24 protein-coding genes and 1 tRNA gene are annotated in these 22,507 nt (G+C 50.3%); 23 read left to right on the plus strand and 2 right to left on the minus strand.

The genetic code is table 11. The annotated features are described in order from the left end of the window. Window positions 1-8: 8 nt before the first annotated feature. The 19 genes from ABSE13_RS10075 to ABSE13_RS10165 all read left to right on the plus strand — a co-directional run bounded on the left by ABSE13_RS10075 (window position 9) and on the right by ABSE13_RS10165 (window position 16,776). The gene (locus ABSE13_RS10075) at window positions 9-665 is read left to right on the plus strand and encodes a protein-L-isoaspartate(D-aspartate) O-methyltransferase (protein ID WP_424028394.1); all 657 of its coding nucleotides are present in this window, start codon (window positions 9-11) and stop codon (window positions 663-665) included. Next, window positions 662-1,276, plus strand: coding sequence for a cyclase family protein (locus ABSE13_RS10080; protein WP_424028395.1), 615 nt, complete (start codon window positions 662-664; stop codon window positions 1,274-1,276). Before ABSE13_RS10075 ends, ABSE13_RS10080 begins: the two co-directional genes overlap by 4 nt. Further along, window positions 1,273-1,908: a hypothetical protein gene (locus ABSE13_RS10085; protein WP_424028396.1), complete on the plus strand. Its 636-nt coding sequence runs from the start codon at window positions 1,273-1,275 to the stop codon at window positions 1,906-1,908. The genes ABSE13_RS10080 and ABSE13_RS10085 overlap by 4 nt, the downstream gene beginning before the upstream one ends. 57 nt (window positions 1,909-1,965) lie before the next feature. Beyond that, window positions 1,966-3,216 carry a phosphopentomutase/phosphoglucosamine mutase gene (locus ABSE13_RS10090; protein WP_424028397.1) on the plus strand — a complete coding sequence of 417 codons (1,251 nt, stop codon included), beginning with the start codon at window positions 1,966-1,968 and terminating at the stop codon, window positions 3,214-3,216. A gap of 23 nt (window positions 3,217-3,239) precedes the next feature. Then, on the plus strand, window positions 3,240-4,439 hold the full coding sequence (gene glmU / locus ABSE13_RS10095; protein ID WP_424028398.1) for a bifunctional sugar-1-phosphate nucleotidylyltransferase/acetyltransferase: 1,200 nt from the start codon (window positions 3,240-3,242) through the stop codon (window positions 4,437-4,439). A gap of 7 nt (window positions 4,440-4,446) precedes the next feature. Further along, window positions 4,447-5,601 (plus strand): bifunctional sugar-1-phosphate nucleotidylyltransferase/acetyltransferase, encoded by a 1,155-nt coding sequence (gene glmU, locus ABSE13_RS10100; RefSeq protein ID WP_424028399.1) that lies wholly within the window; start codon window positions 4,447-4,449, stop codon window positions 5,599-5,601. A 1-nt stretch (window position 5,602) separates the two neighbouring features. After that, window positions 5,603-7,348, plus strand: coding sequence for a glutamine--fructose-6-phosphate transaminase (isomerizing) (glmS, locus tag ABSE13_RS10105; RefSeq protein ID WP_424028400.1), 1,746 nt, complete (start codon window positions 5,603-5,605; stop codon window positions 7,346-7,348). Window positions 7,349-7,654: 306 nt separating this feature from the next. After that, window positions 7,655-10,252: an oligosaccharyl transferase, archaeosortase A system-associated gene (locus tag ABSE13_RS10110; RefSeq protein WP_424028401.1), complete on the plus strand. Its 2,598-nt coding sequence runs from the start codon at window positions 7,655-7,657 to the stop codon at window positions 10,250-10,252. Between the two features lie 112 nt (window positions 10,253-10,364). After that, the gene (locus tag ABSE13_RS10115; protein ID WP_424028402.1) at window positions 10,365-10,658 is read left to right on the plus strand and encodes a DUF2098 domain-containing protein; all 294 of its coding nucleotides are present in this window, start codon (window positions 10,365-10,367) and stop codon (window positions 10,656-10,658) included. A gap of 246 nt (window positions 10,659-10,904) precedes the next feature. Then, complete coding sequence (locus ABSE13_RS10120) at window positions 10,905-12,140, plus strand: translation initiation factor IF-2 subunit gamma (RefSeq protein ID WP_424028403.1); 1,236 nt, start codon at window positions 10,905-10,907, stop codon at window positions 12,138-12,140. Then, window positions 12,137-12,520 carry a type II toxin-antitoxin system VapC family toxin gene (locus ABSE13_RS10125; RefSeq protein WP_424028404.1) on the plus strand — a complete coding sequence of 128 codons (384 nt, stop codon included), beginning with the start codon at window positions 12,137-12,139 and terminating at the stop codon, window positions 12,518-12,520. The genes ABSE13_RS10120 and ABSE13_RS10125 overlap by 4 nt, the downstream gene beginning before the upstream one ends. A gap of 8 nt (window positions 12,521-12,528) precedes the next feature. After that, the gene (locus ABSE13_RS10130) at window positions 12,529-13,170 is read left to right on the plus strand and encodes a DNA-directed RNA polymerase (protein ID WP_424028405.1); all 642 of its coding nucleotides are present in this window, start codon (window positions 12,529-12,531) and stop codon (window positions 13,168-13,170) included. After that, window positions 13,154-13,360: a transcription elongation factor subunit Spt4 gene (gene spt4 / locus ABSE13_RS10135; protein WP_424028406.1), complete on the plus strand. Its 207-nt coding sequence runs from the start codon at window positions 13,154-13,156 to the stop codon at window positions 13,358-13,360. Before ABSE13_RS10130 ends, spt4 begins: the two co-directional genes overlap by 17 nt. Further along, window positions 13,360-13,851, plus strand: coding sequence for a GTP-dependent dephospho-CoA kinase family protein (locus tag ABSE13_RS10140; protein ID WP_424028407.1), 492 nt, complete (start codon window positions 13,360-13,362; stop codon window positions 13,849-13,851). The genes spt4 and ABSE13_RS10140 overlap by 1 nt, the downstream gene beginning before the upstream one ends. A 95-nt stretch (window positions 13,852-13,946) precedes the next feature. Further along, window positions 13,947-14,246, plus strand: a complete 300-nt coding sequence (locus ABSE13_RS10145) for a 30S ribosomal protein S24e (RefSeq protein WP_424028408.1) — start codon at window positions 13,947-13,949, stop codon at window positions 14,244-14,246. A gap of 2 nt (window positions 14,247-14,248) precedes the next feature. Then, window positions 14,249-14,431 carry a 30S ribosomal protein S27ae gene (locus tag ABSE13_RS10150; RefSeq protein ID WP_424028409.1) on the plus strand — a complete coding sequence of 61 codons (183 nt, stop codon included), beginning with the start codon at window positions 14,249-14,251 and terminating at the stop codon, window positions 14,429-14,431. 6 nt (window positions 14,432-14,437) lie between these two features. Beyond that, entirely contained in the window at window positions 14,438-16,018 is a 1,581-nt protein-coding gene (locus tag ABSE13_RS10155) for a bifunctional N(6)-L-threonylcarbamoyladenine synthase/serine/threonine protein kinase (RefSeq protein WP_424028410.1), read from the plus strand. Then, window positions 16,015-16,584: an RdgB/HAM1 family non-canonical purine NTP pyrophosphatase gene (gene rdgB, locus ABSE13_RS10160; protein ID WP_424028411.1), complete on the plus strand. Its 570-nt coding sequence runs from the start codon at window positions 16,015-16,017 to the stop codon at window positions 16,582-16,584. The genes ABSE13_RS10155 and rdgB overlap by 4 nt, the downstream gene beginning before the upstream one ends. 45 nt (window positions 16,585-16,629) lie before the next feature. Further along, entirely contained in the window at window positions 16,630-16,776 is a 147-nt protein-coding gene (locus tag ABSE13_RS10165; RefSeq protein WP_292544608.1) for a 50S ribosomal protein L40e, read from the plus strand. Window positions 16,777-17,067: 291 nt separating this feature from the next. Here the strand turns inward: ABSE13_RS10165 and ABSE13_RS10170 are convergent, their stop codons facing one another. Both ABSE13_RS10170 and ABSE13_RS10175 read right to left on the minus strand, forming a co-directional pair. Continuing rightward, complete coding sequence (locus tag ABSE13_RS10170; RefSeq protein ID WP_424028412.1) at window positions 17,068-17,277, minus strand: hypothetical protein; 210 nt, start codon at window positions 17,275-17,277, stop codon at window positions 17,068-17,070. A gap of 64 nt (window positions 17,278-17,341) precedes the next feature. After that, entirely contained in the window at window positions 17,342-17,992 is a 651-nt protein-coding gene (locus tag ABSE13_RS10175) for a putative phosphothreonine lyase domain-containing protein (protein ID WP_424028413.1), read from the minus strand. Between the two features lie 179 nt (window positions 17,993-18,171). On the opposite strand from ABSE13_RS10175, the gene htpX reads away from it, so the two are divergent. From htpX to ABSE13_RS10195, 4 genes are all read left to right on the plus strand, one after another. Next, a complete protein-coding gene (htpX, locus tag ABSE13_RS10180; protein ID WP_424028414.1) occupies window positions 18,172-19,056 on the plus strand; it encodes a zinc metalloprotease HtpX in 885 nt (294 codons plus the stop codon). Between the two features lie 147 nt (window positions 19,057-19,203). Further along, window positions 19,204-20,598, plus strand: coding sequence for a tetratricopeptide repeat protein (locus ABSE13_RS10185; protein ID WP_424028415.1), 1,395 nt, complete (start codon window positions 19,204-19,206; stop codon window positions 20,596-20,598). Window positions 20,599-20,603: 5 nt separating this feature from the next. Continuing rightward, window positions 20,604-21,677 carry a hypothetical protein gene (locus ABSE13_RS10190; protein WP_424028416.1) on the plus strand — a complete coding sequence of 358 codons (1,074 nt, stop codon included), beginning with the start codon at window positions 20,604-20,606 and terminating at the stop codon, window positions 21,675-21,677. 135 nt (window positions 21,678-21,812) lie between these two features. Further along, window positions 21,813-21,883, plus strand: a tRNA-Gly gene (locus ABSE13_RS10195). The last annotated feature ends 624 nt before the right edge of the window (window positions 21,884-22,507 follow it).

The following is a 22,507-nucleotide window of genomic DNA, read 5'->3' on the forward strand; positions in this document are numbered from 1 at the left end:
GATCACGTATGAAGACGTACCCGAGGGCTGATGAACGTTCCGGCATGGTGGAGCGCCAGATCAGGGCCCGGGGCATCTCCAATCCCCGTGTGCTCGAGGCGATGCGGGAGATTCCAAGACACATTTTTATTCCCCACCCCTACGATACATCTGCGTACGAGGACAATCCACTCCCGATTGGAAATGGCCAGACGATCTCCCAGCCGTACATTGTTGCACTTATGACAGAACTCCTTGATCCAAAACATGATGACAAACTCCTCGAGATTGGATCGGGGAGTGGGTACCAGACGGCAATTCTCGCGGCTCTTTCACAACAGGTCACCTCAATCGAGCGAATTTCCTCAGTAGCTGATCTGGCCCGAAAAAACCTTGCAGCACTTGGTGAAAAAAATGTACGTATTGTGGTGGGAGACGGAACTCTTGGATATCCGGCAGATGCACCATACGATGGAATCCTTATCACAGCCGCGACACCTGCGATTCCCCAGCCGTTGATCGACCAGCTTGCCATGGGAGGCAGACTGGTTGCCCCAGTAGGTGGAAGGGAGATCCAGGAACTGGTCACACTTACCCGGAATACACGGGGACTGGTAAGAGCGTCACACGGGGGCGTCAGGTTTGTTCCGCTCATTGGAGAGCACGGCTGGGCGGATAATGCATGAAAATAATTGATATTACCCGGCCACTCTCAAATTCTACCGTTGTTTATCCAGGGGACACTCCACCGGTTTTCGCACAACACGATCAGGGACAGTACCTGATCTCTGATCTTTGCATGAACAGCCATTCCGGAACACATATTGATGCGCCAGTTCACTACTTGAAAACGGGAGATACTATCGATACGATATCCCTGTCCCGGCTGGTGGGTCCCTGTCGTGTTCTGGATGTATCACATGCAGGCAGGGAAATCAGTGAGTCGGTTATCAAGGGTAAGCTAGGAGGGACAACCCGCATAATCCTGAAAACGGCGTTCTCAAAATGCACCACGTTCAGGAAAGATTACCCTTCAATGACACTCGATGCTGCGCGCTACCTTATAAAAAACGGAGTGCAATGTGTCGGTATTGATTCCTTTTCCATCGAGGCTTTTATCTGCGATGGGGCAGTTCATCGCGAACTTCTTGGCAATAATTGCGTAATAATTGAACTACTTGATCTTTCTCCAGTCACAGAGGGAGATTACACATTGGTTGCTTTACCACTCCGGCTTTCCGGTCTCGATGGATCGCCGGCAAGGGTGATTCTCTTACAAGATGAGGTGCATATATGACAGACATCATCACGGAATCAGTGAAAAAACTCGAAGCGCTCCTTGAACATGGTGGATGTGCAGATGCAGGAGTTCTCCTCGATGTGGATCCCGATGCCAAAAACTGCCAGTTTGAGCATGGTGCGTGTATGACCGCTGCATTCGGGGGGCGGTGCGCAGAATTCGTTACGTATGATCCCATTCGCGCACGGACAAAAATTTCGTTCATGTTCGGCGCTCCCCTGGATACCAGTGCCGTAAGAGGAGCGGCGTGTGCGACAATCAATGTTGCCACAGGGTTTTTTTGTATATCCCGGGTTCTTCGGGCCTGTCCACCATCCTCCCATACAAAATGTCTTGGACTGTTTGCCGAAGAAGTAGCCGGTAAAAAAATTCATTGCATCGGAAGCATTGCGCGCCTCGAAGAGCAATGCAGGAATAATCTGGTTCCCGATAAGTCGGATGCAGAAGTGATTATAATAAATGGTGAAGGAATCATCGACTCCGGCACCGGAAATATTATTGAAAATAATAAGGCAGTCAAACGCATCATATGTATTGGGCCCTCAACTGTCGGAGTCGCCCGTCTGCACGAATTCGAGCACTGGTGCCCCTATGGGAGAGCCTGCTCTGAAAAGAGCGGGCAGGAGTAAACGCATAATACCATTCAGGGACACAAAATCTTTTGGGCATACATCCAATACTGTATCATGCTTTTCGGGTCGTCAGGAATACGAAGGAAATTCGATCAGGAACTAATCGACACTGCATTGCAAGTCGGATCGTCACTGGCCGAAAAGTCCTCGGATATTCTTGTAGGTATGGATACCCGCACAACGAGTCCGCTTCTCGCTCATCTGGTGATTTCCGGTATCCTTGGCAATGGTGGGCGCGTGCATATGGCAGGAGTGGTTCCCACCCCTACTGTTGCCTTCAGTACCCGGAGATGCAAGGCCGGATGTATGATCACTGCATCCCACAACCCGGAAAAATATAACGGGCTCAAACTGTTCAACCCGGATGGATCATCATTCACCCAGTCCCAGCAGCAGGAGATTGAGACCATGACAGGTCTCCGACAATGGGCCAACTGGCAGAATCAGGGAAACGAGTCCCAGATTGATGCCATTACTCCCCATAAAAATGCAATTCTTGAGAAAGTCAACCCGAGATCAGCCAGGCCGGTAATTATCGATTGCGGTAACGGCGCCGGAAGTACGCTCACGCCGGTGCTCCTCTCAGACGCAGGTGTCAAGACGATCTGTATCAACTGTAATCCGTCTGGGGTGTTTGCCAGGCCTTCTGAACCCTTACCGGAATATCTGGGATATGTTGGAGAGATGGTAAGAAAAACCGGGGCGGGGTGTGCAGTAGTTCATGATGGGGATGCTGATCGGATGATGGCATTTGACAGCAAAGGAAAATTTATCGATGGTGACCATCTGCTCATGCTCTTTGCAAAATATACCGGTGCCAAGCGTGTTGTGACAACCAGCGACGCTTCCATGATTATTGACGAGATTGCGGATGTCCATCGTACTCCTGTCGGAGACGCATACGTATCAGAAGAACTCGTAACATGGGGTGATTTCGGGGGGGAACCTTCGGGAGCATGGATTTTCCCCAGAATTTCCCTCTGTCCTGACGGTCCTTATGCAGCAGCACTTTTCTGCGAGATTGCAGCCGATTGGGATATCGCACAAGAGATCGATGCCATGCCATCGTACCCGATTCTCCGCGAATCATTTCATACCGATTCCGCCACGGCTCTGATGACTGTTATTGGGGCATCGAGCCCGACCGATGGACTTCGGATTGCCGGGGAAGATGGGTGGTGCCTCATCCGTGCAAGTGGAACCGAACCTAAGATCAGGATCACAGCAGAGGGTAAAACCCTTACCCGGGCAAAAGAGATGCTTGAAAAAGGCAGGGATCTCGTCCGGCAGGCGAAAACTGCTTAAATGTTGTAAGAAGAGGTGTACGTATGGAATGTGTCGTTCTCGCTGCAGGGGAGGGAAAGCGGATGCGCCCCCTCACGGCGAAGCGCCCCAAAGTAATGCTCCCTCTTGCCAACCGGCCGATGATGGAGCACCTCGTTCTTGCAGCCCGCGATGCAGGAATCCATGATTTCATTTTTATTGTAGGGTATGGTGAACGCGAGATTCGCAGGCATTTTGGCGATGGATCTCAGTGGGGAGTGCACATTGCATATGCCTCCCAGCGACACCAGCAGGGAACCGCCGATGCAGTACGGGCTGCCCGTGAACTTGTTACCGGACCATTTCTTGTGATGAACGGAGATATGATCCTCAAACGTGAAGATATAGCAGACCTCTGCAAACAAACAGCTCCCTGCATGAGTATCAGCACAACCGATCACCCGGGGGATTTTGGTGTGGTTCTCGTGGAAAACAATTGTATTACATCCATTGAAGAGAAGTCAAAGCATCCAAAATCCAACCTCGTCAATGCCGGGGCATATCTTTTCTCACCGGATATCTTCACACTTATTGATCAGGTGCGCCCATCACCAAGGGGCGAGCTTGAGCTCACGGATGCTCTGGACATTCTGATAAAAACCGGAACATTGCATGCACATCACCTCTCGTACTGGATCGATGTTGGATATCCTTGGGACATGCTTGAGGCAAATGTCACGCTTATGGAGCATGTGCTCTCAGATAACCAAGGTACTGTGGAAAGCAATGTATCACTCAACAACAGTGTCGTTGTAGGGGAGGGAAGTATTATAAAATCCGGTACTTATATCGAAGGGCCCTGCATAATCGGGAAAAACTGTCGTATCGGTCCGCACGCGTATATTCGTGGAGCTACAAGTATCGGCGACGATTGTCATATCGGTCATTGCTCCGAGGTCAAAAATTCAATCATAATGAACGGGACAAAAATCCCTCATTTCAACTACGTTGGAGATTCTGTTGTTGGAGCCGAATGCAACTTCGGTGCAGGAACAAAAATTGCAAACTTGCGTCACGACTATGCAAATATCAAAGTGGGGGGTAAGGATACCCGCAGGAAAAAATTCGGTGCTGTTATTGGGGATGGGGTTCGGTTCGGTATCAATTGTTCCATAAACGTTGGTGTCATGATTGGAAGTGAGGCACAATTTGCACCGAATTCGGTCATCGAAGGATGTATTGGAGACAAGGCAACAATCCGGTAGGTAACATATGCAGGCAGTAATACTCGCAGCGGGAGAGGGGAAACGGGTACGTCCCCTGACAAGGAGCAGGCCAAAAGCGATGATTCCGGTCGCCAACCGCCCGATCATCGAATACGTCATTGAAGCTCTGGTGAAAAACGGAATTCGTGATATTATTGTTGTTGTCGGATACCGGAAAGAGCAGGTGACCCGGTTTCTAAACCAGCTGGATGTTCCGGTTGAAGTAGTTGTACAGAACAAGCAGCTGGGGACAGGTCATGCACTGCAATGCGCAGAATCAAAAATAAGGGATAATTTTCTCCTTCTCCCGGGTGACAACTATATTGATCCCAACTCCATCGCCCGGATCATGGATATCCCCAACTCGATGCTCGTCAAGGAACACCCCAATCCTTCAAATTTCGGCGTAGTCATGCTCAGTGAGGGCTTTGTTTCAAGAATTATTGAGAAACCGGAGTTTTCACCCAGCTTCATGGTCAGTACGGGGATCTATTCTTTCAAAAAAGATGTTTTCTCCTATATACAGGAAAATGACCTGACCGATGCCATTTCTTCCATGATCGGGGATGGAGTTCAGATCCGGGGAATCCCCGCAGATGACTGGCAGGATGCGATCTTTACCTGGGATCTCCTGAAAATGAACAAGCGTCTTCTGCACAACCTCGATCCTGCCCGTGAAGGTACCGTAAGCAGGCAGACAATCATCCAGGGATCAGTAAGAATAGGGCGGGGCACGACAATCGGTCCAAACACCGTTATTACCGGTCCGGTAATTATCGGAAACGACTGCACCATAGGGCCAAACTGTTGCATCCTGCCGAATACAAGTATTGGTGCACGGGTAACTCTCGAGCCATTTACCTGTATTGGGGAGGCAATAATAATGGATGACACGTCGATTGGATCTCACTCCCGGATCGTGGATACCGTGATAGGGGAGAGGTGCGCTCTTGCAGACCATACATCAACCTGCACAGAATCCGGATTAATCGAAATCGAGGGAATAGCGGCAAGATCCGAGTTCGGAGCGATTATTGGCGACACCGTAAAAAGTGGTCCGTTCACGGTATTTAAGAATTCCATTATTGGAAACAATGTTACTATTGAGGGGCAGGGTTCACTCAAGTCCAGATATATTTTTGACAATTCTACGGTGATATAACGTGTGCGGCGTTGTGGGATATATCGGAAGGAGAGAAGCTGCACCACTGATAGTCGAATGCTTGAAAAAACTCGAATACCGTGGCTACGACTCTTTTGGTGTCGCGACGATCGGGAAAGAGCTCTCCATTGCCAAACATCAGGGCCGAATATCGGAAAACAGCAGCTCTGCAAGTCGCCTCAAAGGAAAGATCGGTATCGGTCATACCCGATGGGCAACCCACGGCATTCCCAATGATGCCAATGCCCATCCACACACCGATTGTTCAGGAACACTCGCGGTTGTCCATAACGGTATTATTGAGAATTATATCGAGCTAAAACGCCAGCTCTTATCCCGGGGGCATACGTTTCTTTCAGAGACAGACACTGAGGTTATTGCGCACCTTGTTGAGGAGGAATACGAAAAAACAAAGGACATTTACAACGCAGTTCTGGCAGTTATTCCATCTCTTAAAGGATCATATGCCTTACTTGTAATATCAACCAAGGAAGATCGGATAATTGCTGCCAGAAATGCAAGCCCCCTCGTAATCGGTATTGGTGACGGTGAAAACTTTGCTGCATCAGATATGACCCCGATTCTCGAACATACAGAGCGTGCAGTTTTTCTCGAAGATGGGGATGTTGCCTTATTGACTCGGGATAGTGTTGAGATTTTTAATCAGGGAAACCTTGTACATCGTCCTGTTGAGCTTATTGACTGGTCTGTAGAGGATGTCAAGAAGGGTGGATTTCCACATTATATGCTCAAAGAGATCTATGAACAACCACAGGCGTTCTATAATACGATACGTGCTGTTGACCCACAGACTATGCCTTCGTGTATAAGGCACCCGGATTCTATCACGATTGTTGCCTGTGGATCATCATTTCATGCAGGATTTATTTTCAAATATCTTCTTGAAGAATCCTGCGGGGTTCCCGTACGTCTGGAAATTGCTTCGGAGTTCAAATATTATCCTCCACCAATTGAGGGGCTGGTCATTGGAATTACACAATCCGGGGAAACCGCAGATACACTCAGTGCTCTTAAGCAGGCAAAAGCACATAACTGCCGCACACTTGCCATCACAAATGTCTTGGGAAGCACCGTGACCAGGATCGTTGATGCAACTCTGTTCATGCGTGCCGGCCCAGAAATCAGCGTCGCTGCAACAAAATCGTTCATCGGTCAGCTGGCAGTGCTAATGCAGATAATCAATGGATTATCCAGAAGAAAATACGATGACGTTCTTCAGAATGCCCACAAGTCCATTGAGGAAGTGCTTCTTATGGATTTTACTGAAGCCGTGGATCTCTGTAAAAATGCGGATAGTATTTTTTACGTTGGACGAGGTCCGTTCTACCCGGTGTCTCTTGAAGGCGCACTGAAAATGAAGGAGATTTCCTACATACATGCCGAGGGTTACGCTGCCGGGGAACTCAAACACGGGCCATTTGCTCTTCTTTCTCAAAAAACACCTGTTATTGCAATTTGCCTGCCTGGAAATACCTATGGCGTAATGATCTCGAATATCAAAGAGATGAAAGCCAGAGGTGCACCGGTAATCGCAATAGGGTGTGAGGAAGATACGGAATTATCGGATATTGCCGATTGCCTGATTCCCATTCCCAAGACGAATCTGTTCGTCCAGGTCCTTACGACGCTCGAAGTACTTCAGCTTCTTGCCTATTATACAGCAGTTGCGTTGGGTCGTGATGTGGATAAACCCCGTAATCTGGCAAAGAGCGTGACAGTCGAATGATTGAATATAGGTTGTAAAGTATCGATCATAATGAACAGATATTGGACCCCCGACCTTTTAGTTTCCATCGGGGAAAACCTTTCCAAGTGCAATGGTAAAAGCCCACGATTTTTTTCTGACCAAGTGAAAGTAATATTAAAAAGACGTGATTGACCCCACATAAAATACTTCAAAAAATCCATATAACTGCAGCGCGGTTGAAAAGCCAGGCAGTTTGAGGAAACACTCATGACCGTCGTCTGATGCATCTATCCAAATTTATTAATGGTCACAATCGAAACAAAATACCCAACATAGGTTGATTTTATGATATCTCTTGATTTGAAAAATCGCCGTACTTATTTGATCTTCGGTCTGGTCGCATTCTTTACACTATTCGCACTCTGGCTCCGTCTTTTACCCATGTTTACTATGGGAAATACGGATCCCTTATCAATGGTTGCGAGTGATGATCCGCTCTATAACCTTCGCCAGGTAGAACTTTTAGTTACCAACCATCTGAATTATTCGTGGTTCGATCCTTTGACATTCTATCCCAATGGATCAAATGTCTACTGGGGTCCGCTCTTTCCGACGATTATTGCAATCTGTTGTCTCATTACGGGAGCAACAACCCGTCCTGAGATCATCAGCGTTGGTCTTCTCGTCCCACCACTCATGGCGGCTGCGGTTACCGTTATCATGTATTTCGTAGGGAAATCCTGCGGAGATTGGAAGACCGGACTTCTTTCATCAGGTTTCGCTGCTGTAGTAACGGGACAGTATTTTTACCGGTCCCTCTATGGATACATGGATCACCATATTGCAGAAGTTCTTTTTTCCACGTTATTCTGCCTGTTTTACCTATATGCAATCCTGTCAGAGAAAAATGCCAATATCAATCTGAAAAATATCAGTTCATACAAATCAACGATTCTTTTTTCTGTTCTCGCAGGAATCGCGTACCTTCTGGGTTTTTTCGTAATGCCGACAATGATTCTTTTCGCATTTATTGTCGGGATATTCACAGTTATCCAGTTTATTATCGATACCTATCGTAACCGGACGAGTGAATATCTCCTTATCATCAACAGTGCGATATTCATTATCGCTATAATCGGACTCCTGGCATTCGGATTCAAGAGTCCAACACCTGAACTCTCCACTTATTCCATAGCCCATATCTATGCCGATCTGGGGATGATCGGGGGAACGGTATTTCTCTACCTGCTCCAGTACTACCTCAAGGGAAAAGAGAGATATTATTATCCGGCGGCAATAGGTGGGTCAGTACTTCTCTTCCTAATGGCCCTCTACATAATCAGTCCGAACCTGTTTAACCTCCTTATTGTGGATTCATTTGCCTTCTTCGGACAGGCTCCCATTACTAATACCGTTCAGGAAGCTAGGGGATGGTCGCCGGATCTTGCGTGGACTACGTTTAACTATGGTCTCCTGCTCATGATCGGTGGCATCCTGATCATGATTTATAACAATATACGAAAAGAGCATCCTGAACAGGTATTCGTAATAATCTGGTCGGCAATCATCTTGTACTCGACATGGCAACACGTCAGGTACGAATATTATCTTGCAATCAATGTCGTATTGCTCTCAGCAGTCTGTGTGAGTTTTACTCTGGACCGCACTTGGCCGGCTATCCGATCGCTCATACTGAGCAATCCTACAGCCATGGAGCCGGAAACCAATTCAAAACAGAATGTACAGGAGAACCCGGTAAAAAATAAGAAACAGAAGAAAATGCAGAAGGGACCAGTACATGAGGTTGACAGGGTGATTATTCCGGTAACGCTAACAATAATCGTACTCGGACTGGGAATCCTGTTTGCTTACACATCGGTTTCCTATAGTTATCCCAATGCATTGGAAAATCCGACACTGATGAATCCCGACTGGAAGGAATCGGTTGAATGGATGAGTACCAATACGCCGGATCCGGGTGTGAATTATTATACGATCTATCCGAAAGATACGTTCCAGTACCCGAATGGATCGTATGGTGTTATGTCATGGTGGGATTATGGACATCTCATAACAACCATTGGCAAGAGAATCCCCAATGCAAATCCGTTCCAGCAGGGAGTGGCCGGGGATACTGGTGCCGCGGCATACTTCATGGCAACTTCCGAGGATACCGCAAATAACATTCTGAACATTGATGGGACGCGGTATGTGATAACTGATATCGAGATGGATACCGGTAAATTCTGGGCCATGTCAACCTGGTTCAATGCCACTGCTGCCACGGAACCTTACCAGGAAAATATGTTCCTGCAAAACGGGAATACCGATCAGAGTTACCAGGTTGCAACACTCAATAAACAACCGTATTATCTGACCATGATATCCCGTCTCCACAACTTCGACGGCTCAATGACACAACCAACGGGAGTTTATTATGTTGAATATGTTGATCCTTCAGTTACACATGCAGCATTACCCATCATCACTGCCGCACAGCCTATGAATGTTTCTGCCGCTACACAAGCTGTTGAGCAGTATAATCTTGATGCAAAAGCCGGATACCATGCGGCAGTACTCAGTCTATCGGTCATCTCACCGGTTGACACCGTACCTGCACTCCAGCATTACCGGCTTGTCCACGAATCACAAAGGAACGTACTCGATCCTAAAATCGCAGATCTGAAATACGTAAAAATTTTCGAGTATGTCAAAGGAGCCCATATCAAAGGTGACGGTATTATCGAAGTTCCGGTGGTCACCAATACCGGGAGAAATTTCACGTACCAACAGGCAAGTGTCAACGGGGAGTTCATTGTTCCCTATTCTACCTCGGGAAATCCCTATGATGTGAAAACTACCGGCAAATATCAGATAGTAGGAACGAACCACCAGTATGATGTGCCGGAATCGGCAGTGATGCAGGGTTTGACTATTGAGTAAGGCTTCACTACACTTTTTCATTTTCTTCTTTGAGATATATGGGAAAGCCAAAAGCGACCCGGTTTTTTTATTACGAAAAAAATTTATCATCCGAAGCATCTCATTCAACATTATGTTGGCAGAAGAGATTGCCCTCGGGATGCGGGTACGCTACCCCAGAACCGGGACCACCGGAAAGATCCTGCGCACCGAGCAGGTCAAAGGGATCATCTTTGCTGAACTGGACAGTACCAGTCTCCTGTACCGCATCGATCAACTGATTCCTGCGACAACAAACGAGAAAACTACGACAACGCTCATTGAGGATGCGAAAAAAGTCATTACCCGCGAACGGGAATTCGCTGCAGGAAATGAACTACAGGAAGCTTTGAAGAATATCGACCAGAGCTGTGAGGGAGGTGGGTAATTCCATCCGTGATTTCAATCAGTTCTTTTTCCTGACGGAGGTTCCTAATTTTTTATATTGCAGTTGAGACCAACACCCGGGTTGATAAGGAAATCACATAAAAGAAGTTTGCCGGCTTTGATGATATGACCAGCGCGGTAAATACTCAAAAAAAAAATCAAACGGTGAACCTGTCACGGAAGTTCGTCCTTACTGGTTATGTATAAGTATGACCATTATATATAGAGTAAGGAGGTTCGATTTCATTTGCATGATGTGACAGTTCCCAGTGTCAATATCGGAGTTGTGGGCCATGTCGACCATGGCAAGACCACACTCGTTAACGCACTCACCGGGACATGGACAGACCGGCACAGTGAGGAAGTGAAGCGTGGTATTTCCATAAGGCTTGGATATGCTGACGCTACCTTTTACCGGTGCGAAAAGTGCGAAGGTACTGACGCCTTTTCGACAAAACCTGATTGTCCGGTCTGCGGTGGACAGGGGACGCCATTCCGTTCAATTTCTTTTGTCGACGCGCCGGGACATGAAACGCTGATGGCGACCATGCTCTCGGGATCGGCACTGATGGACGGGGCGATGCTGGTCATCGCTGCCAGCGAGAAATGTCCCCAGCCACAGACAAAAGAGCACCTGATGGCTCTGGAACTCGTCGGCATCAAGAAGATCGTGATCGTCCAGAGCAAGATCGATGTGATCAGCCAGAAAGAGGCAATGGATAATTATCTGGAGATTAAGGCATTCATCAAGGGAACAATAGCAGAGAATGCCCCTATTATCCCGGTCTCCTCCCAGAAAGGGATCAATATGGGCGCACTGGTACAGGCTTTGGACCAGGTTATTCCTGAACCGGACCGGGATCCCAACGCCGAACCCTTAATGCTGATCGCGCGATCTTTCGATGTGAACAAACCCGGCTGCAACTGGAAGGACGTGAAAGGAGGCGTCGTCGGGGGATCTCTTATCCGGGGCATCCTCCGCAACGATGACAAGATTGAGATCCGTCCGGGAAGGCAGATGCAGGTTGAAAACAGGATCAAGTGGATCCCCATCACAACAACCATCACATCCATTAATGCGGGTTCCAAAGATGTTGAGACCGCAACTCCGGGGGGACTCCTTGGCGTCGGGACCAGACTCGATCCAGCCCTGACAAAAAGTGATGCACTTGCCGGCCAGGTACTGGGCCATGAGGGAAAACTTCCCCCGGTTTGGGAGAAGATCCGGTGCCGGGTCACCCTGATGGAGCGGGTAGTAGGTGCAACCAGCGAACTCATTATCGAACCTCTGAAACATTCCGAACCCCTTATGTTATCAGTGGGAACTGCGGTCACCGTAGGTGTAGTCACAAATACTAAGAAGGACAGTGTAGAAATCCAGCTGAAACGGCCCGTGTGCGCAGAAGAAGGCTCACGGATCGCTATCAGCCGGCAGGTGGGAGCACGCTGGCGCCTGATAGGGATGGGTGTACTGGGCGAGTGAAGGTGCTGCTGGACGCCAATGCACTCATGATGCCGGCACAATTCCAGATCGACCTCTTCGATGAACTTCGAAATCTCATAGGGAGTTTCGAACCGGTCGTGCTCTCGGCTGTCCTGCACGAGCTCGAGGGGCTCACCCAAGCCAAAGGCCGGCACGGTGCAGCGGCCCGGATGGGCCTTGCGCTTGCTGCACACTGCACCGTCACAGAGAGCAGGGGTTTGCAATCGGAATCGGTTGATGCACAGGTAATCGAGTATGCGGCACTGACAAACTGTGTCGTTGTCACGAATGACCGGCGCATTCGGGATGCACTGTATGCGCGGGGTATAAGCGTAATATCCATGAGAAATCAAAAGAAACTGGAGATAATGCGGAGGTAATGTGAAATATGTATCATAAACTGATGCTTGAGGACAAAGTGCGGGTTCCCCCCCAGCGGCTGGGAGAAAAACTTGAGAAAGTCATCCTCGATGTCCTGCAGGAGCAGCTCGAAGGAAGTATCGACAAGGAGATCGGGATATTCATCTGCGTCACCAAGGTACAGGATGTCGGTGAAGGCGAACTCGTGCCCGGCGACGGTGGCGTCTATTACGACGTGAAGTTTGAGGCCATGGTCCTACGTCTCGCGCTACAGGAAGTGATCGAGGGAACTGTAGTCGAGACGACCAGTTTTGGTGCGTTCGTCAGCCTCGGACCCATCGATGCAATGCTCCACGTCAGCCAAATCTCGGATGAATATATCAACTATGATGAGAAAAACGCACGCCTGATCTGTCAGGAGTCAAAGCGGTTCATCGGCGTCGGGGACGTGGTTCGGGTCCGGGTTGTAACCTTATCCTTGAACGAGCGCGAACCCCGTGACAGTAAGATCGGGCTCACGATGCGGCAGGCAGGACTTGGAACTACACTCTGGCTCGAAGAAGAGATGACCAAGGAGAAAGAGAAGGCTGGCCAGCCGGCAGGTGCTACAAAAGAGCGGGCACCCGAGAAAACAAAGGGCAAGAGGAAGGAGCATGCCCCCAACGAATAAGAAGAAACAAGGCAAAGTATGCCGCGACTGCCATCGCGTTGTCGATGGGGAAAACTGCGTTGTCTGTGGCACTACGAACCTGAGCGAGGACTGGTCCGGATACCTCGTCATCATCGATCCGGAAAAATCCGAAGTGGCCAAACGGATGAACATCAAACTTCCGGGCCGCTACGCGCTGAAGGTCCGCTGATGCTCACCCTGCCTGAAGAGCACCGTAAGCTCTTCCAGGAACCGTTTGGCGATCTGCACCGGAATATCAACGAGATCCTCCCGCTTCTGGAAGATCAGATCGTTTACTCTGTAGGGGATGTTGTAACCCATAATCTTCAGAGAAAAGGGATCACACCGGATGTAGCCATCATCGACGGTTTCACTATGCGGGCTCCCTGCAGCAAACAACCTTCCCTGAGGGGCAACTGTATCCGGGTAAAAAATCCCGCAGGAAGCCTGACCGAAGATCTAATCGACGCAGTTAACAAAGCAATCGCAAGCCCACCGGCCACCATCATTGTCGATGGCGAAGAGGATCTCGCAGTAATTCCTGTTGTGATGGCGGCCCCGCAAGGTGCCATCGTGCTTTATGGACAGCCCCATAAAGGGGTCGTTTTTCGTCGGGTCACTCCGGAAGCAAAACTCGTGGCCCGGCAATTCCTCGAGCGGTTCACGCATGCCGCGATCTGATCCCAATTTTTCCTGCACATTTTTATCTGTTCTTCAGGATACCTGCCGAGGGTCATGTTTTAAATAACCCGGTTTCCAATAATTACAGGATATCGATGGACTTTGAGATCACCAGCGATAAAAGAAATGAACTTTTATCCAGAAGAGAGGTTCAGTTTACCCTCAAATACGATGGAGCGACCCCATCCCGTATGCAGATCATCGGCAAACTCTGCGCCCTGCTCAATGTGAAAGAGCACCAGGTTACCCTTGACACCCTGCACAGCAGCTTTGGCAAGACCGAACTTACCGGATCAGCACGCATCTACGACAGCGAAGAAGGTAAGAAGAAGACCGAACGCCCGCACCTTTCAGCGCGCGGCATGCCCAAGCCCAAGGAAGAGGGAGCGGCATAACGATGGCAGCGAAGAAGGCGGCAGCGAAGAAGGGACCCCAGAGGGGTGCATACTTCAAGGTCGAGGGTGCAAAAGTCACCACTGCAAAGAAATACTGCCCGCGCTGCGGACCCGGTGTCATGATGGCAGACCACAAGGACCGGACCACTTGCGGAAAGTGCGGATATACCGAATTCAGAAAATAAGATCCAATGCCTGTTTTTGGGCAGATATTGGGGATAGAGGGCACTGCTTGGAACCTCAGTGCCGCTCTTTTTGATCGCGACCTCATTGCTCTTGCTTCACGCCCGTACAGCCCTGCACAGGGAGGTATTCACCCACGGGAAGCAGCCCAACACCACGCTTCGGTGATGCGCGAGATCATCGGAACTGTACTTACGGAACCAGAGAAGATCACTGGCATTGCCTTCTCACAGGGGCCGGGCCTTGGCCCCTGTCTTCGGACTGTTGCTACAGCCGCACGTTCGCTCGCTCTTGCCCTTGATGTCCCACTGGTTGGCGTGAACCACTGCGTGGCTCACATCGAGATCGGATGTTTTGCTACCGGTTGCCGGGATCCTGTCGTACTATACGCAAGCGGGGCCAACACCCAGGTGATCGGATACCTGAACGGGCGGTACCGCATCTTTGGTGAGACCCTAGATGTAGGGATCGGAAACGCGCTCGATAAGTTTGCCCGGGCAAAGAATTTTCCCCATCCCGGCGGTCCGCACATTGAAGCACAGGCAAAAACCGGCACTTATATCGAGCTGCCTTATACCGTCAAGGGAATGGATCTCGCTTTCTCAGGACTCGTATCAGCAGCAAAAGATAGCAAAGAGTCGCTGTCCGATGTCTGCTACAGCCTACAGGAGACAGCATTTGCCATGTGCGTAGAAGTGACAGAGCGGGCGCTCTCCTTGACCGGAAAGGACGAGGTACTTCTCGTAGGGGGAGTGGGGGCTAACCGGCGCCTGCAGGAAATGCTCCGGATCATGTGCGAGGACCGAGGTGCCCGGTTCTTTGTTCCCGAACAGAAATACCTCGGGGACAACGGTGCGATGATCGCCTACACAGGGAAACTGATGTTGGAGTGCGGCATTTCTGTTCCCATCGAGGAATCCCGGATAAATCCCTCGTTCCGTTCCGACGAGGTCGAAGTGACCTGGCACCACGAACAGCAATGCCCGGAGGAACAGCAAACGGTTTCCGGGTCTTCGTGCCGCGGTGCCGAGGCCATAGTCACATTCCACGACGGTATTGCCGAGAAACGCCGGGTCCCGAAGAGATATCGCGTTCCATTGCTCGACCGGCGCCTAATCACCGAGCGGACCCGGGCTGAAGCACGGCTAATCCATACCGCCAGGAAAGGAGGTGCAGCGACCCCCATTCTCCGGGATATCACTGCCGATACGATCGTTATGGATCAGATACGGGGCACGCTGCTTACGCAGGCACTGACTGAGAAGAATGTATGTGAGGCCGGACGGGTGATCGGAAGGCTCCATTCCGCAGGCATCATGCACGGGGACCTGACCACAAGCAACCTGATTTTGCGGGAGAGCGATAGCAGGTGCGTACTGATTGACTTCGGCCTCGCCCAGGTCACAAGCGAGATTGAGCAGCGGGGTGTGGATATACATGTCCTGTTCCAGACTCTCGAGAGTACGGCACCTGACCTGGCAGACTCACTCAAAACCGCATTCACCGAAGGGTATGTGGAGACGTTTGCCGGTGCCGGTGATGTCATCGCTCGTGAGCATGAGATCCGACTGCGGGGACGGTACCTGTGAAGATCACGATCGTAACGAGCAATGCGAACAAAGCAGCGGAAGTTGCAGCCTTCTTCCAGGGCACAGTCGAAGTGGGCCATATCCCACTCGACATCCCTGAGAACCGTTCGGAGGATGTAGGGGAGATTGCACGGGGCAAGGCAGAGTATGCATACGGGCAGCTGAAAACCCCCCTCATCGTGGACGACACTGGTCTCTCCATTGAGGCATTAAATGGCTTCCCTGGCCCGTATGCTGCGTATGTCCAGCACGCAATCGGAAACGCAGGCATCCTGAGGCTTATGGAAGGAAAAGAGGAGCGCGCAGCCCAGTTCATGACCGCGATCGCATATGCCGATGAGAACGGTATCCGTATCTTCAAAGGGTTCTTGGACGGCCGGATCAGCAGTAGTCCGCAGGGTGATGCCGGTTTTGGCTACGATCCGATCTTCGAGATCGGGGGGAAAACTCTCGCGGAGATCAGCATGGAAGAGAAGAGCCGGATCTCCCACCGGGCGAGGGCACTGACCGCCTTCCACGACTGGTTCCTGCAGGTATTCCGGGATCGGATTGACGCAAACGGTTAAGAAGTCTTACAGCTTTGTTATAAGGGCAGACAGGAGTGTTCAATAATGGCAAAGTTTCCCGAAGCCGAGGCCCGGCTACTCAATGTGAAAATATGCATGCACTGCAACGCACGCAATGCAATCCGCGCAACAAGCTGCCGCAAATGCGGTTACCAGAACCTGCGTCCTAAGAACAAGGAAAGAAAAGCGTAATCATTAAAATAGCGCGTTCTTTTTTCCGGTTTTTCATTTCCTTATCGCAATCATTCACTTCACATAGTATGATGTAGCAACTGCACTGTTGAGTCCACATTTTTATTACGTCATCGAGATTGAGATCCCGCCTTTGACTACGGTCAGGAATTCCCAGACCTATGAATAAACCTCATAATTTTTTAAACGTACATTCTTCCAAAGGCAAGTATCCACCAGGATGACAGTTGCAATTATTTCGCGACGATTAAAAGAGGGTGAAACGTACGAGGATTTCCGGATGGTCTGGTTTCACACGGTAGGGTTCATGACATCCAGCAGATTGTACACAATGATAAATGCCGCCGATCCCCGGGAGATCATCGTCATGGACTTTGTGGAAACCACCAGTGAGAACGCTTTCTCTACGGCAAGGATAGATGTCCGGGAACGGCTGGCGAACCCGCTAATCTCGCGGGTCTGCAGACGAACGGGACCATGCCAGCCGGATGAGAGATACACAGGGTTCCTGAAAAAGAATTGGTCTTTCCATTATTCAGGAAAAAACGGTTTACTCACCGAGGGGTTATGCGGAATAATATGTGACCCGTTTTCCCTTCTGAGCATATTCCCCGGCAAATGTCTCGATGTTGCGCTTGTACCCGATCCGGTCAATGAACCCCAGCTCGCGGAGTTTCTCCCGCACCCGCATGACATCTGCCTCATCAGCCCAGTCTTTCGTATAGACATAGATCACCTTGCGGTTGTCACGGGAATCGGGGTTGGGCTTGGCTGTGCTCACTTTCGTCGAGATACCAAGTGTGTGGGCAATCGTCGCATCCCGTACCTTCTTCCATGCCGCATCCACCACATCCGGCTCCTGGAAGATCAACCACTTGCCCGCATTTTCATCCTCAATCGCCTCAGGCGCGCTACCGGGAGCGTCTAGCACAATCCAGTACATCTGGGTTGTTTTTGAGGGGAGCACACCCTCTCCTTCGCACAACATCCGGTAAATCGTATCGATGCTGGAGAAACGAGTCAGCATTACCTCGGCAAGTTGCGGATATTCCTTCTGGAACTTGCCGAAGATGCCGGAAAGATCATCTGTGAAGTCGATACCTCCCTCGACCAGCGCATACAGGTACTTGTCCTGCTCCAGCAGTCCGCGGTTCAAGAGATGCTCGAAGATGCCGTATGCCACATCTGCCAGCGCTTCGGGATCGACTTCAGCCATAAGTATCCGTCCGATGTTGGCTAAAAAAAAGTTTCTGTATTGATCCTGTAATGCCGGCATATTTCCGGTCATGATCTTACCGGGTGCCAGGATCGGACAACCGGAACGACACGGAAATCGCGCAGATTTTTGCAATTGTCGATTACTTTAAGAGAGTACGGCGAGAACATGTACTAATTATGGAATGGAAACGCGACTGGGGTCTGACGGCCAGGGTCTGGCTGACAGGGCTGCTGTTATTATTGCTCTACCTCGTGTTCATGACCGTGCTCTTGGCGTATGGCGTAGGGATGTGGGTCATTGTCGTGCTGGCAGTGGGCATGGGCTTGATCCAGTACTTCTTTTCCGACAAGATGGTACTCTGGACCACCGGGGCGCGGATCATCGGGAAGGATGAAGAACCCGACCTGCACAGGATGGTAGAAAAACTCTGCCAGGAAGCCGGGCTTCCCATGCCGAAGATCGCAATCATGCATAGCCCGGTACCGAATGCCTTTGCCACCGGCAGGAGCCCGAAGCATGCGGTCGTTGCCTGCACGGATTCAATAATGCGTCTTCTGAACCGGGATGAACTTGAAGCTGTGCTCGCCCACGAGCTGTCACACGTTAAGAACCGTGACATCCTGACTATGACCCTCGCGAGCTTCATTGCGATGATCGCATCCATGATTATGCAGAGTTTCTTATTCTCTATGCTCTTCGGGGGCAACAACCGGGAGAATGGCGGGGCAGGGATCATCATCTGGATCGTCTCAATCATTGTCTACGCGATGAGCACGCTTCTGATCCTCGCACTCTCGCGGTACCGGGAGTTCGCTGCAGACCGTGGCAGTGCGCTCATCACCCGGAACCCGAGGGCGCTGATCTCCGCATTAAACAAGATCAGCGGGAGGATCGAAGCAGTGCCTTCCGAAGCAAAGGCGAAAATCGAAGGGGCAAATGCCTTCTTTATCATCCCGGCATTGTCCGGCAACTCCATTATGGAACTGCTTTCAACCCATCCACCCCTTGATAAGCGGATCGCCAACCTTGAGAAAATTGAATCCGAGCTCAGGGGTTATTAACCCACACGCTCTTTTCAATCATTTTTCAATGAAACCTCCCCCGGTATCCCCTTCCTGTATCGGCAGGCAGACAGGAAAACAGGGATGTTGACCGCTTACTCTTTTATCTTGGACGCGATATTCACACTATAAGGGGTTGTGCCGCATATGCTCTCAGTACTTCTCATCGATGACGACCCGGCCCTGCTCGAGATGCTCAAACTGATCGCTGACCGGTCCAGCGAGATCACGATGTTGACGGCACAGTCAGGCCAGGAAGGCCTGAACGTTCTTAAAAAGGGTCTCGTGGACGTAATCATCGTTGACGACGTCATGGCCGGGATCACCGGGAATGGATTTATACAGATGCTCCGCAGAGAGGGGAATACCACTCCATCCATCATTTTTTCCGAGGACGGGTCCGAGCATGCTGAACTGCTGGCATTGAAAAACGGGGCAGATTTTTACCTGAAAAAAGAGCGGGACCCAAGGAGGCAGTTCCAGGAGATCACTGCCTTGGTGAAAAAGGCCCAAGGGGAGAGCTTTGCATCGAGATCAGCAGCAACGAACCGGCGAGTTGTGGGGGATCTCATAAACTTCTCATCGGACCCGGGCTTTGCTATCGACAGAAGCGGCGTTGTAATCGCATGGAACGATTCCATGGAACAGCTGACAGATGTCACCGCTGATACGATTATCGGCAGGGGGGACTTTGCCTATGCCGAACCGTTCTTCGGGAAACGAAGACAGATGCTCGTGGATCTCATGTTCGAATCCGAGGAGGAGATCAGAAAAGCGAAGTATATGATCATCGGAAGGCTGAAAAACGGCTCCCTGATCGCGGTTACCCGGGGACGGAAGAAAAATGGCAGTGAATGGACGATCTGGACAAAAGCGATGCCGGTCTACGATAGCTCCGGAACCTTTGTTGCAGCAATAGAAACCGTCCGTGATGTTACAGCCACGTTCAGCGATGTAATCATTCCGGAAGCCGTCACTGAAGATCTGGCACCGGGTCTGCCGGACGCGCCGGCAATGCCAACGATGAAAAAACCAGTGAACCGGCTGATTAAAAAGATCCTCAGGAATGCCAGTGCCCACTACCGGGAGGGTATCTTCCTCTCTGTCAGGGAAAAGAAATACAAGGAGGCAATTGCTGCATTTGACAGAGCACTGGAGATCGACGATACCCTCGCTTACGTCTGGAACGAGCGGGGGATCTGTTGCCGGGAGACCGGGGATTATACGACAGCCCTTAAATCCTGCCTCAGAGCCGTGGAACTGTCACCGGAGAATCCTGAGTTCCTCTTCTCACTGGGCGAGATCCTCGAACAGATCGGCGTGATGTACATGAGCTCCAAATACCTTGAATCGGCAATCCAGACATTCAGGATGGTAATCGGCCAAATTCCCAATAATGCAGATGCATGGATGCATATTGGCAGATGCCTCAAGGAGACCGGGAAACCGGACGAGGCAAAATTCTACATGGATCGCAGCAGGGATATCATGATGGGGAACCGCGATACGCCGATCAAACGGACTCGCGACGAATACCTTTAAACCGGATGGGGGACAGGCTTGATCCTGCTCCGGGCTTGGTGTTTATATCGCCGGAAGACGATCTTCTGACTATGTTCCCAAGAGTGCTCTTTTTAGCACTTCTTTTCTGTCTCATGCTGTGCGTCATGCCGGTGGGGGCCCGTGTTCCCCTTGGGGCCGGGGAAAACACCAACCTGACGACAGCGTTTTCCATTGATGACCCGGCAAAAACCTATGTCATCTATGGTATCCTTGAGAATGCCGGCGATGCCGCGTATTTCCGCTGTTCCCTGAAGGCGGGAGACCGGCTCGACCTGTCTTTGATGAATGCAGGATCTCAAAGCCCGGTCCCCGCTATGGTGATCCTGAGCCCGGGAACCACGGGAACGCATACAAATGTCTCTCCAGGCATTGAAGTACCCGCTGGATATGACGCGCTCCTCGTAACCGGACATGCCCCGACCACGGCGGATTACGAGCCATTTACCCCGGCACCCATCTATGAGGTTGCATCCTATTCAGCTCAAGCCCGTACGCCAGGAATATATTACGTGGTCATTGTCAGCAAAGAAAACGAAACGTACTACAGCCTTGCTTCCGGGTACAAAGAAGAGTTCTCGCCATCAGAATGGGTGCTCGTCCCGGTCAGCACGATCAGCACCCACCTCTGGGAAGACCAGCCGCTCCTATCCATCCTTGCCCCGTTCCTTGCGGTCGTCATCCTCGGTATCATCGTGACTGCCCGTCGTGAGCAGCGGAAGGAGGCGCGGGCAGGGCTGGTATTCTGGCTTGCCACGCTCGCCGGAATGCTGTACCTGGGAGGGGCGGCACTGACCTTCGTCCAGATGTTCCGGGTAATCCAAGTCACCGGGATCCAGCCGGCAGTGGCAATAACCCTTATCTTCGCTGCGGTTCCCGCAGTGCTGGGTATAATCGCCCTCCGGCTCGTCCGGAGGCCCGTTCCCTACTCCCGTCGGGACAGGATATCCCTGCTCTTCATCGGCGGACTCGGATTGGTCTTCTGGGCAGGACTGATTATTGGCCCGGTATGCGCAATGATCGCAGCGCTGGTCCCGGACCGGATACGGGGTGCTCCGTGAATTCACTATCCCGGATTCTGCGATTCCATTATCCATCCCCACTGGACCGGGCAGTATTCTCATAATTACCGTAGCATACGGTCCGGTCAGTAACAATTATTAATACAGCTCCCCACCAAAATTGTAGAGCACAGTGCATCGATGGTCTAGTGGTATGACTTAGGCCTTCCAAGCCTATAGCCCGGGTTCAATTCCCGGTCGATGCATCGGGGCTCGTGGTCTAGTTGGCTATGACGTCGATTGATTTTAGTTTCAAGACCATCAATCCTTTTTTCAATGGAGAGTTTTGTATTGGGTTGTATAACTTTTACAGCACTAGTTGTCTCATCATAAGGGACAAATAAGAATGCGCGCCTTCCTTCATGCTCTGTCTCGTATATCGTCATGGTGTTGCCAATAAGATCCTCATACCCTTGAGGAAATCTAACAAACGGATAGATCGCATTTTTCTTCGACGTTTGTCTACTTACTTTGGATTTCCCTACAGTTTTCATGTCGGTCACCAACCATTGTATAATATTGTGCAACTTAAGTTATATAACTTTCTTTACCGTTTTCAAGACTATCTTTTCAAGAGTTCACCGACGTGAACAAAGTAACAAGTACCTTATATACTGATAATAACATACAAGTAAATATAAGAGTCAATCTATTGGTGCCCCAAGTATAGTTGTGGGGAAGATTGCTATTTTATGAACTTTTAGGCCAGTTGTGATGTTATTTCAGCACGCGGGGTTGGATAAACCATCATTCTATAGAATTTGATATACCGATAGCAAGGGCTCTTTAGGATAACATGAATGAATGCGACTGACGTAAGCACTCCATCT

The sequence above is a fragment of the Methanoregula sp. genome (assembly GCF_049518935.1).
In the GTDB taxonomy this organism is placed as follows: domain Archaea; phylum Halobacteriota; class Methanomicrobia; order Methanomicrobiales; family Methanospirillaceae; genus Methanoregula.

Excerpts from the sequence above, each read along its gene's own strand:
- ABSE13_RS10155 (WP_424028410.1), top strand. The coding sequence starts at position 14,438 with ATGCCTGTTTTTGGGCAGATATTGGGGATAGAGGGCACTGCTTGGAAC.
- ABSE13_RS10175 (WP_424028413.1), bottom strand. The coding sequence starts at position 17,992 with ATGGCTGAAGTCGATCCCGAAGCGCTGGCAGATGTGGCATACGGCATC.
- ABSE13_RS10190 (WP_424028416.1), top strand. The coding sequence starts at position 20,604 with ATGGGGGACAGGCTTGATCCTGCTCCGGGCTTGGTGTTTATATCGCCG.
- ABSE13_RS10150 (WP_424028409.1), top strand. The coding sequence starts at position 14,249 with ATGGCAGCGAAGAAGGCGGCAGCGAAGAAGGGACCCCAGAGGGGTGCA.
- htpX (WP_424028414.1), top strand. The coding sequence starts at position 18,172 with ATGGAATGGAAACGCGACTGGGGTCTGACGGCCAGGGTCTGGCTGACA.
- ABSE13_RS10080 (WP_424028395.1), top strand. The coding sequence starts at position 662 with ATGAAAATAATTGATATTACCCGGCCACTCTCAAATTCTACCGTTGTT.
- spt4 (WP_424028406.1), top strand. The coding sequence starts at position 13,154 with ATGCCCCCAACGAATAAGAAGAAACAAGGCAAAGTATGCCGCGACTGC.
- ABSE13_RS10075 (WP_424028394.1), top strand. The coding sequence starts at position 9 with ATGAAGACGTACCCGAGGGCTGATGAACGTTCCGGCATGGTGGAGCGC.
- ABSE13_RS10115 (WP_424028402.1), top strand. The coding sequence starts at position 10,365 with ATGTTGGCAGAAGAGATTGCCCTCGGGATGCGGGTACGCTACCCCAGA.
- ABSE13_RS10185 (WP_424028415.1), top strand. The coding sequence starts at position 19,204 with ATGCTCTCAGTACTTCTCATCGATGACGACCCGGCCCTGCTCGAGATG.
- ABSE13_RS10140 (WP_424028407.1), top strand. The coding sequence starts at position 13,360 with ATGCTCACCCTGCCTGAAGAGCACCGTAAGCTCTTCCAGGAACCGTTT.
- ABSE13_RS10165 (WP_292544608.1), top strand. The coding sequence starts at position 16,630 with ATGGCAAAGTTTCCCGAAGCCGAGGCCCGGCTACTCAATGTGAAAATA.
- ABSE13_RS10110 (WP_424028401.1), top strand. The coding sequence starts at position 7,655 with ATGATATCTCTTGATTTGAAAAATCGCCGTACTTATTTGATCTTCGGT.
- ABSE13_RS10090 (WP_424028397.1), top strand. The coding sequence starts at position 1,966 with ATGCTTTTCGGGTCGTCAGGAATACGAAGGAAATTCGATCAGGAACTA.
- ABSE13_RS10130 (WP_424028405.1), top strand. The coding sequence starts at position 12,529 with ATGTATCATAAACTGATGCTTGAGGACAAAGTGCGGGTTCCCCCCCAG.
- ABSE13_RS10145 (WP_424028408.1), top strand. The coding sequence starts at position 13,947 with ATGGACTTTGAGATCACCAGCGATAAAAGAAATGAACTTTTATCCAGA.
- ABSE13_RS10085 (WP_424028396.1), top strand. The coding sequence starts at position 1,273 with ATGACAGACATCATCACGGAATCAGTGAAAAAACTCGAAGCGCTCCTT.
- glmU (WP_424028398.1), top strand. The coding sequence starts at position 3,240 with ATGGAATGTGTCGTTCTCGCTGCAGGGGAGGGAAAGCGGATGCGCCCC.
- glmU (WP_424028399.1), top strand. The coding sequence starts at position 4,447 with ATGCAGGCAGTAATACTCGCAGCGGGAGAGGGGAAACGGGTACGTCCC.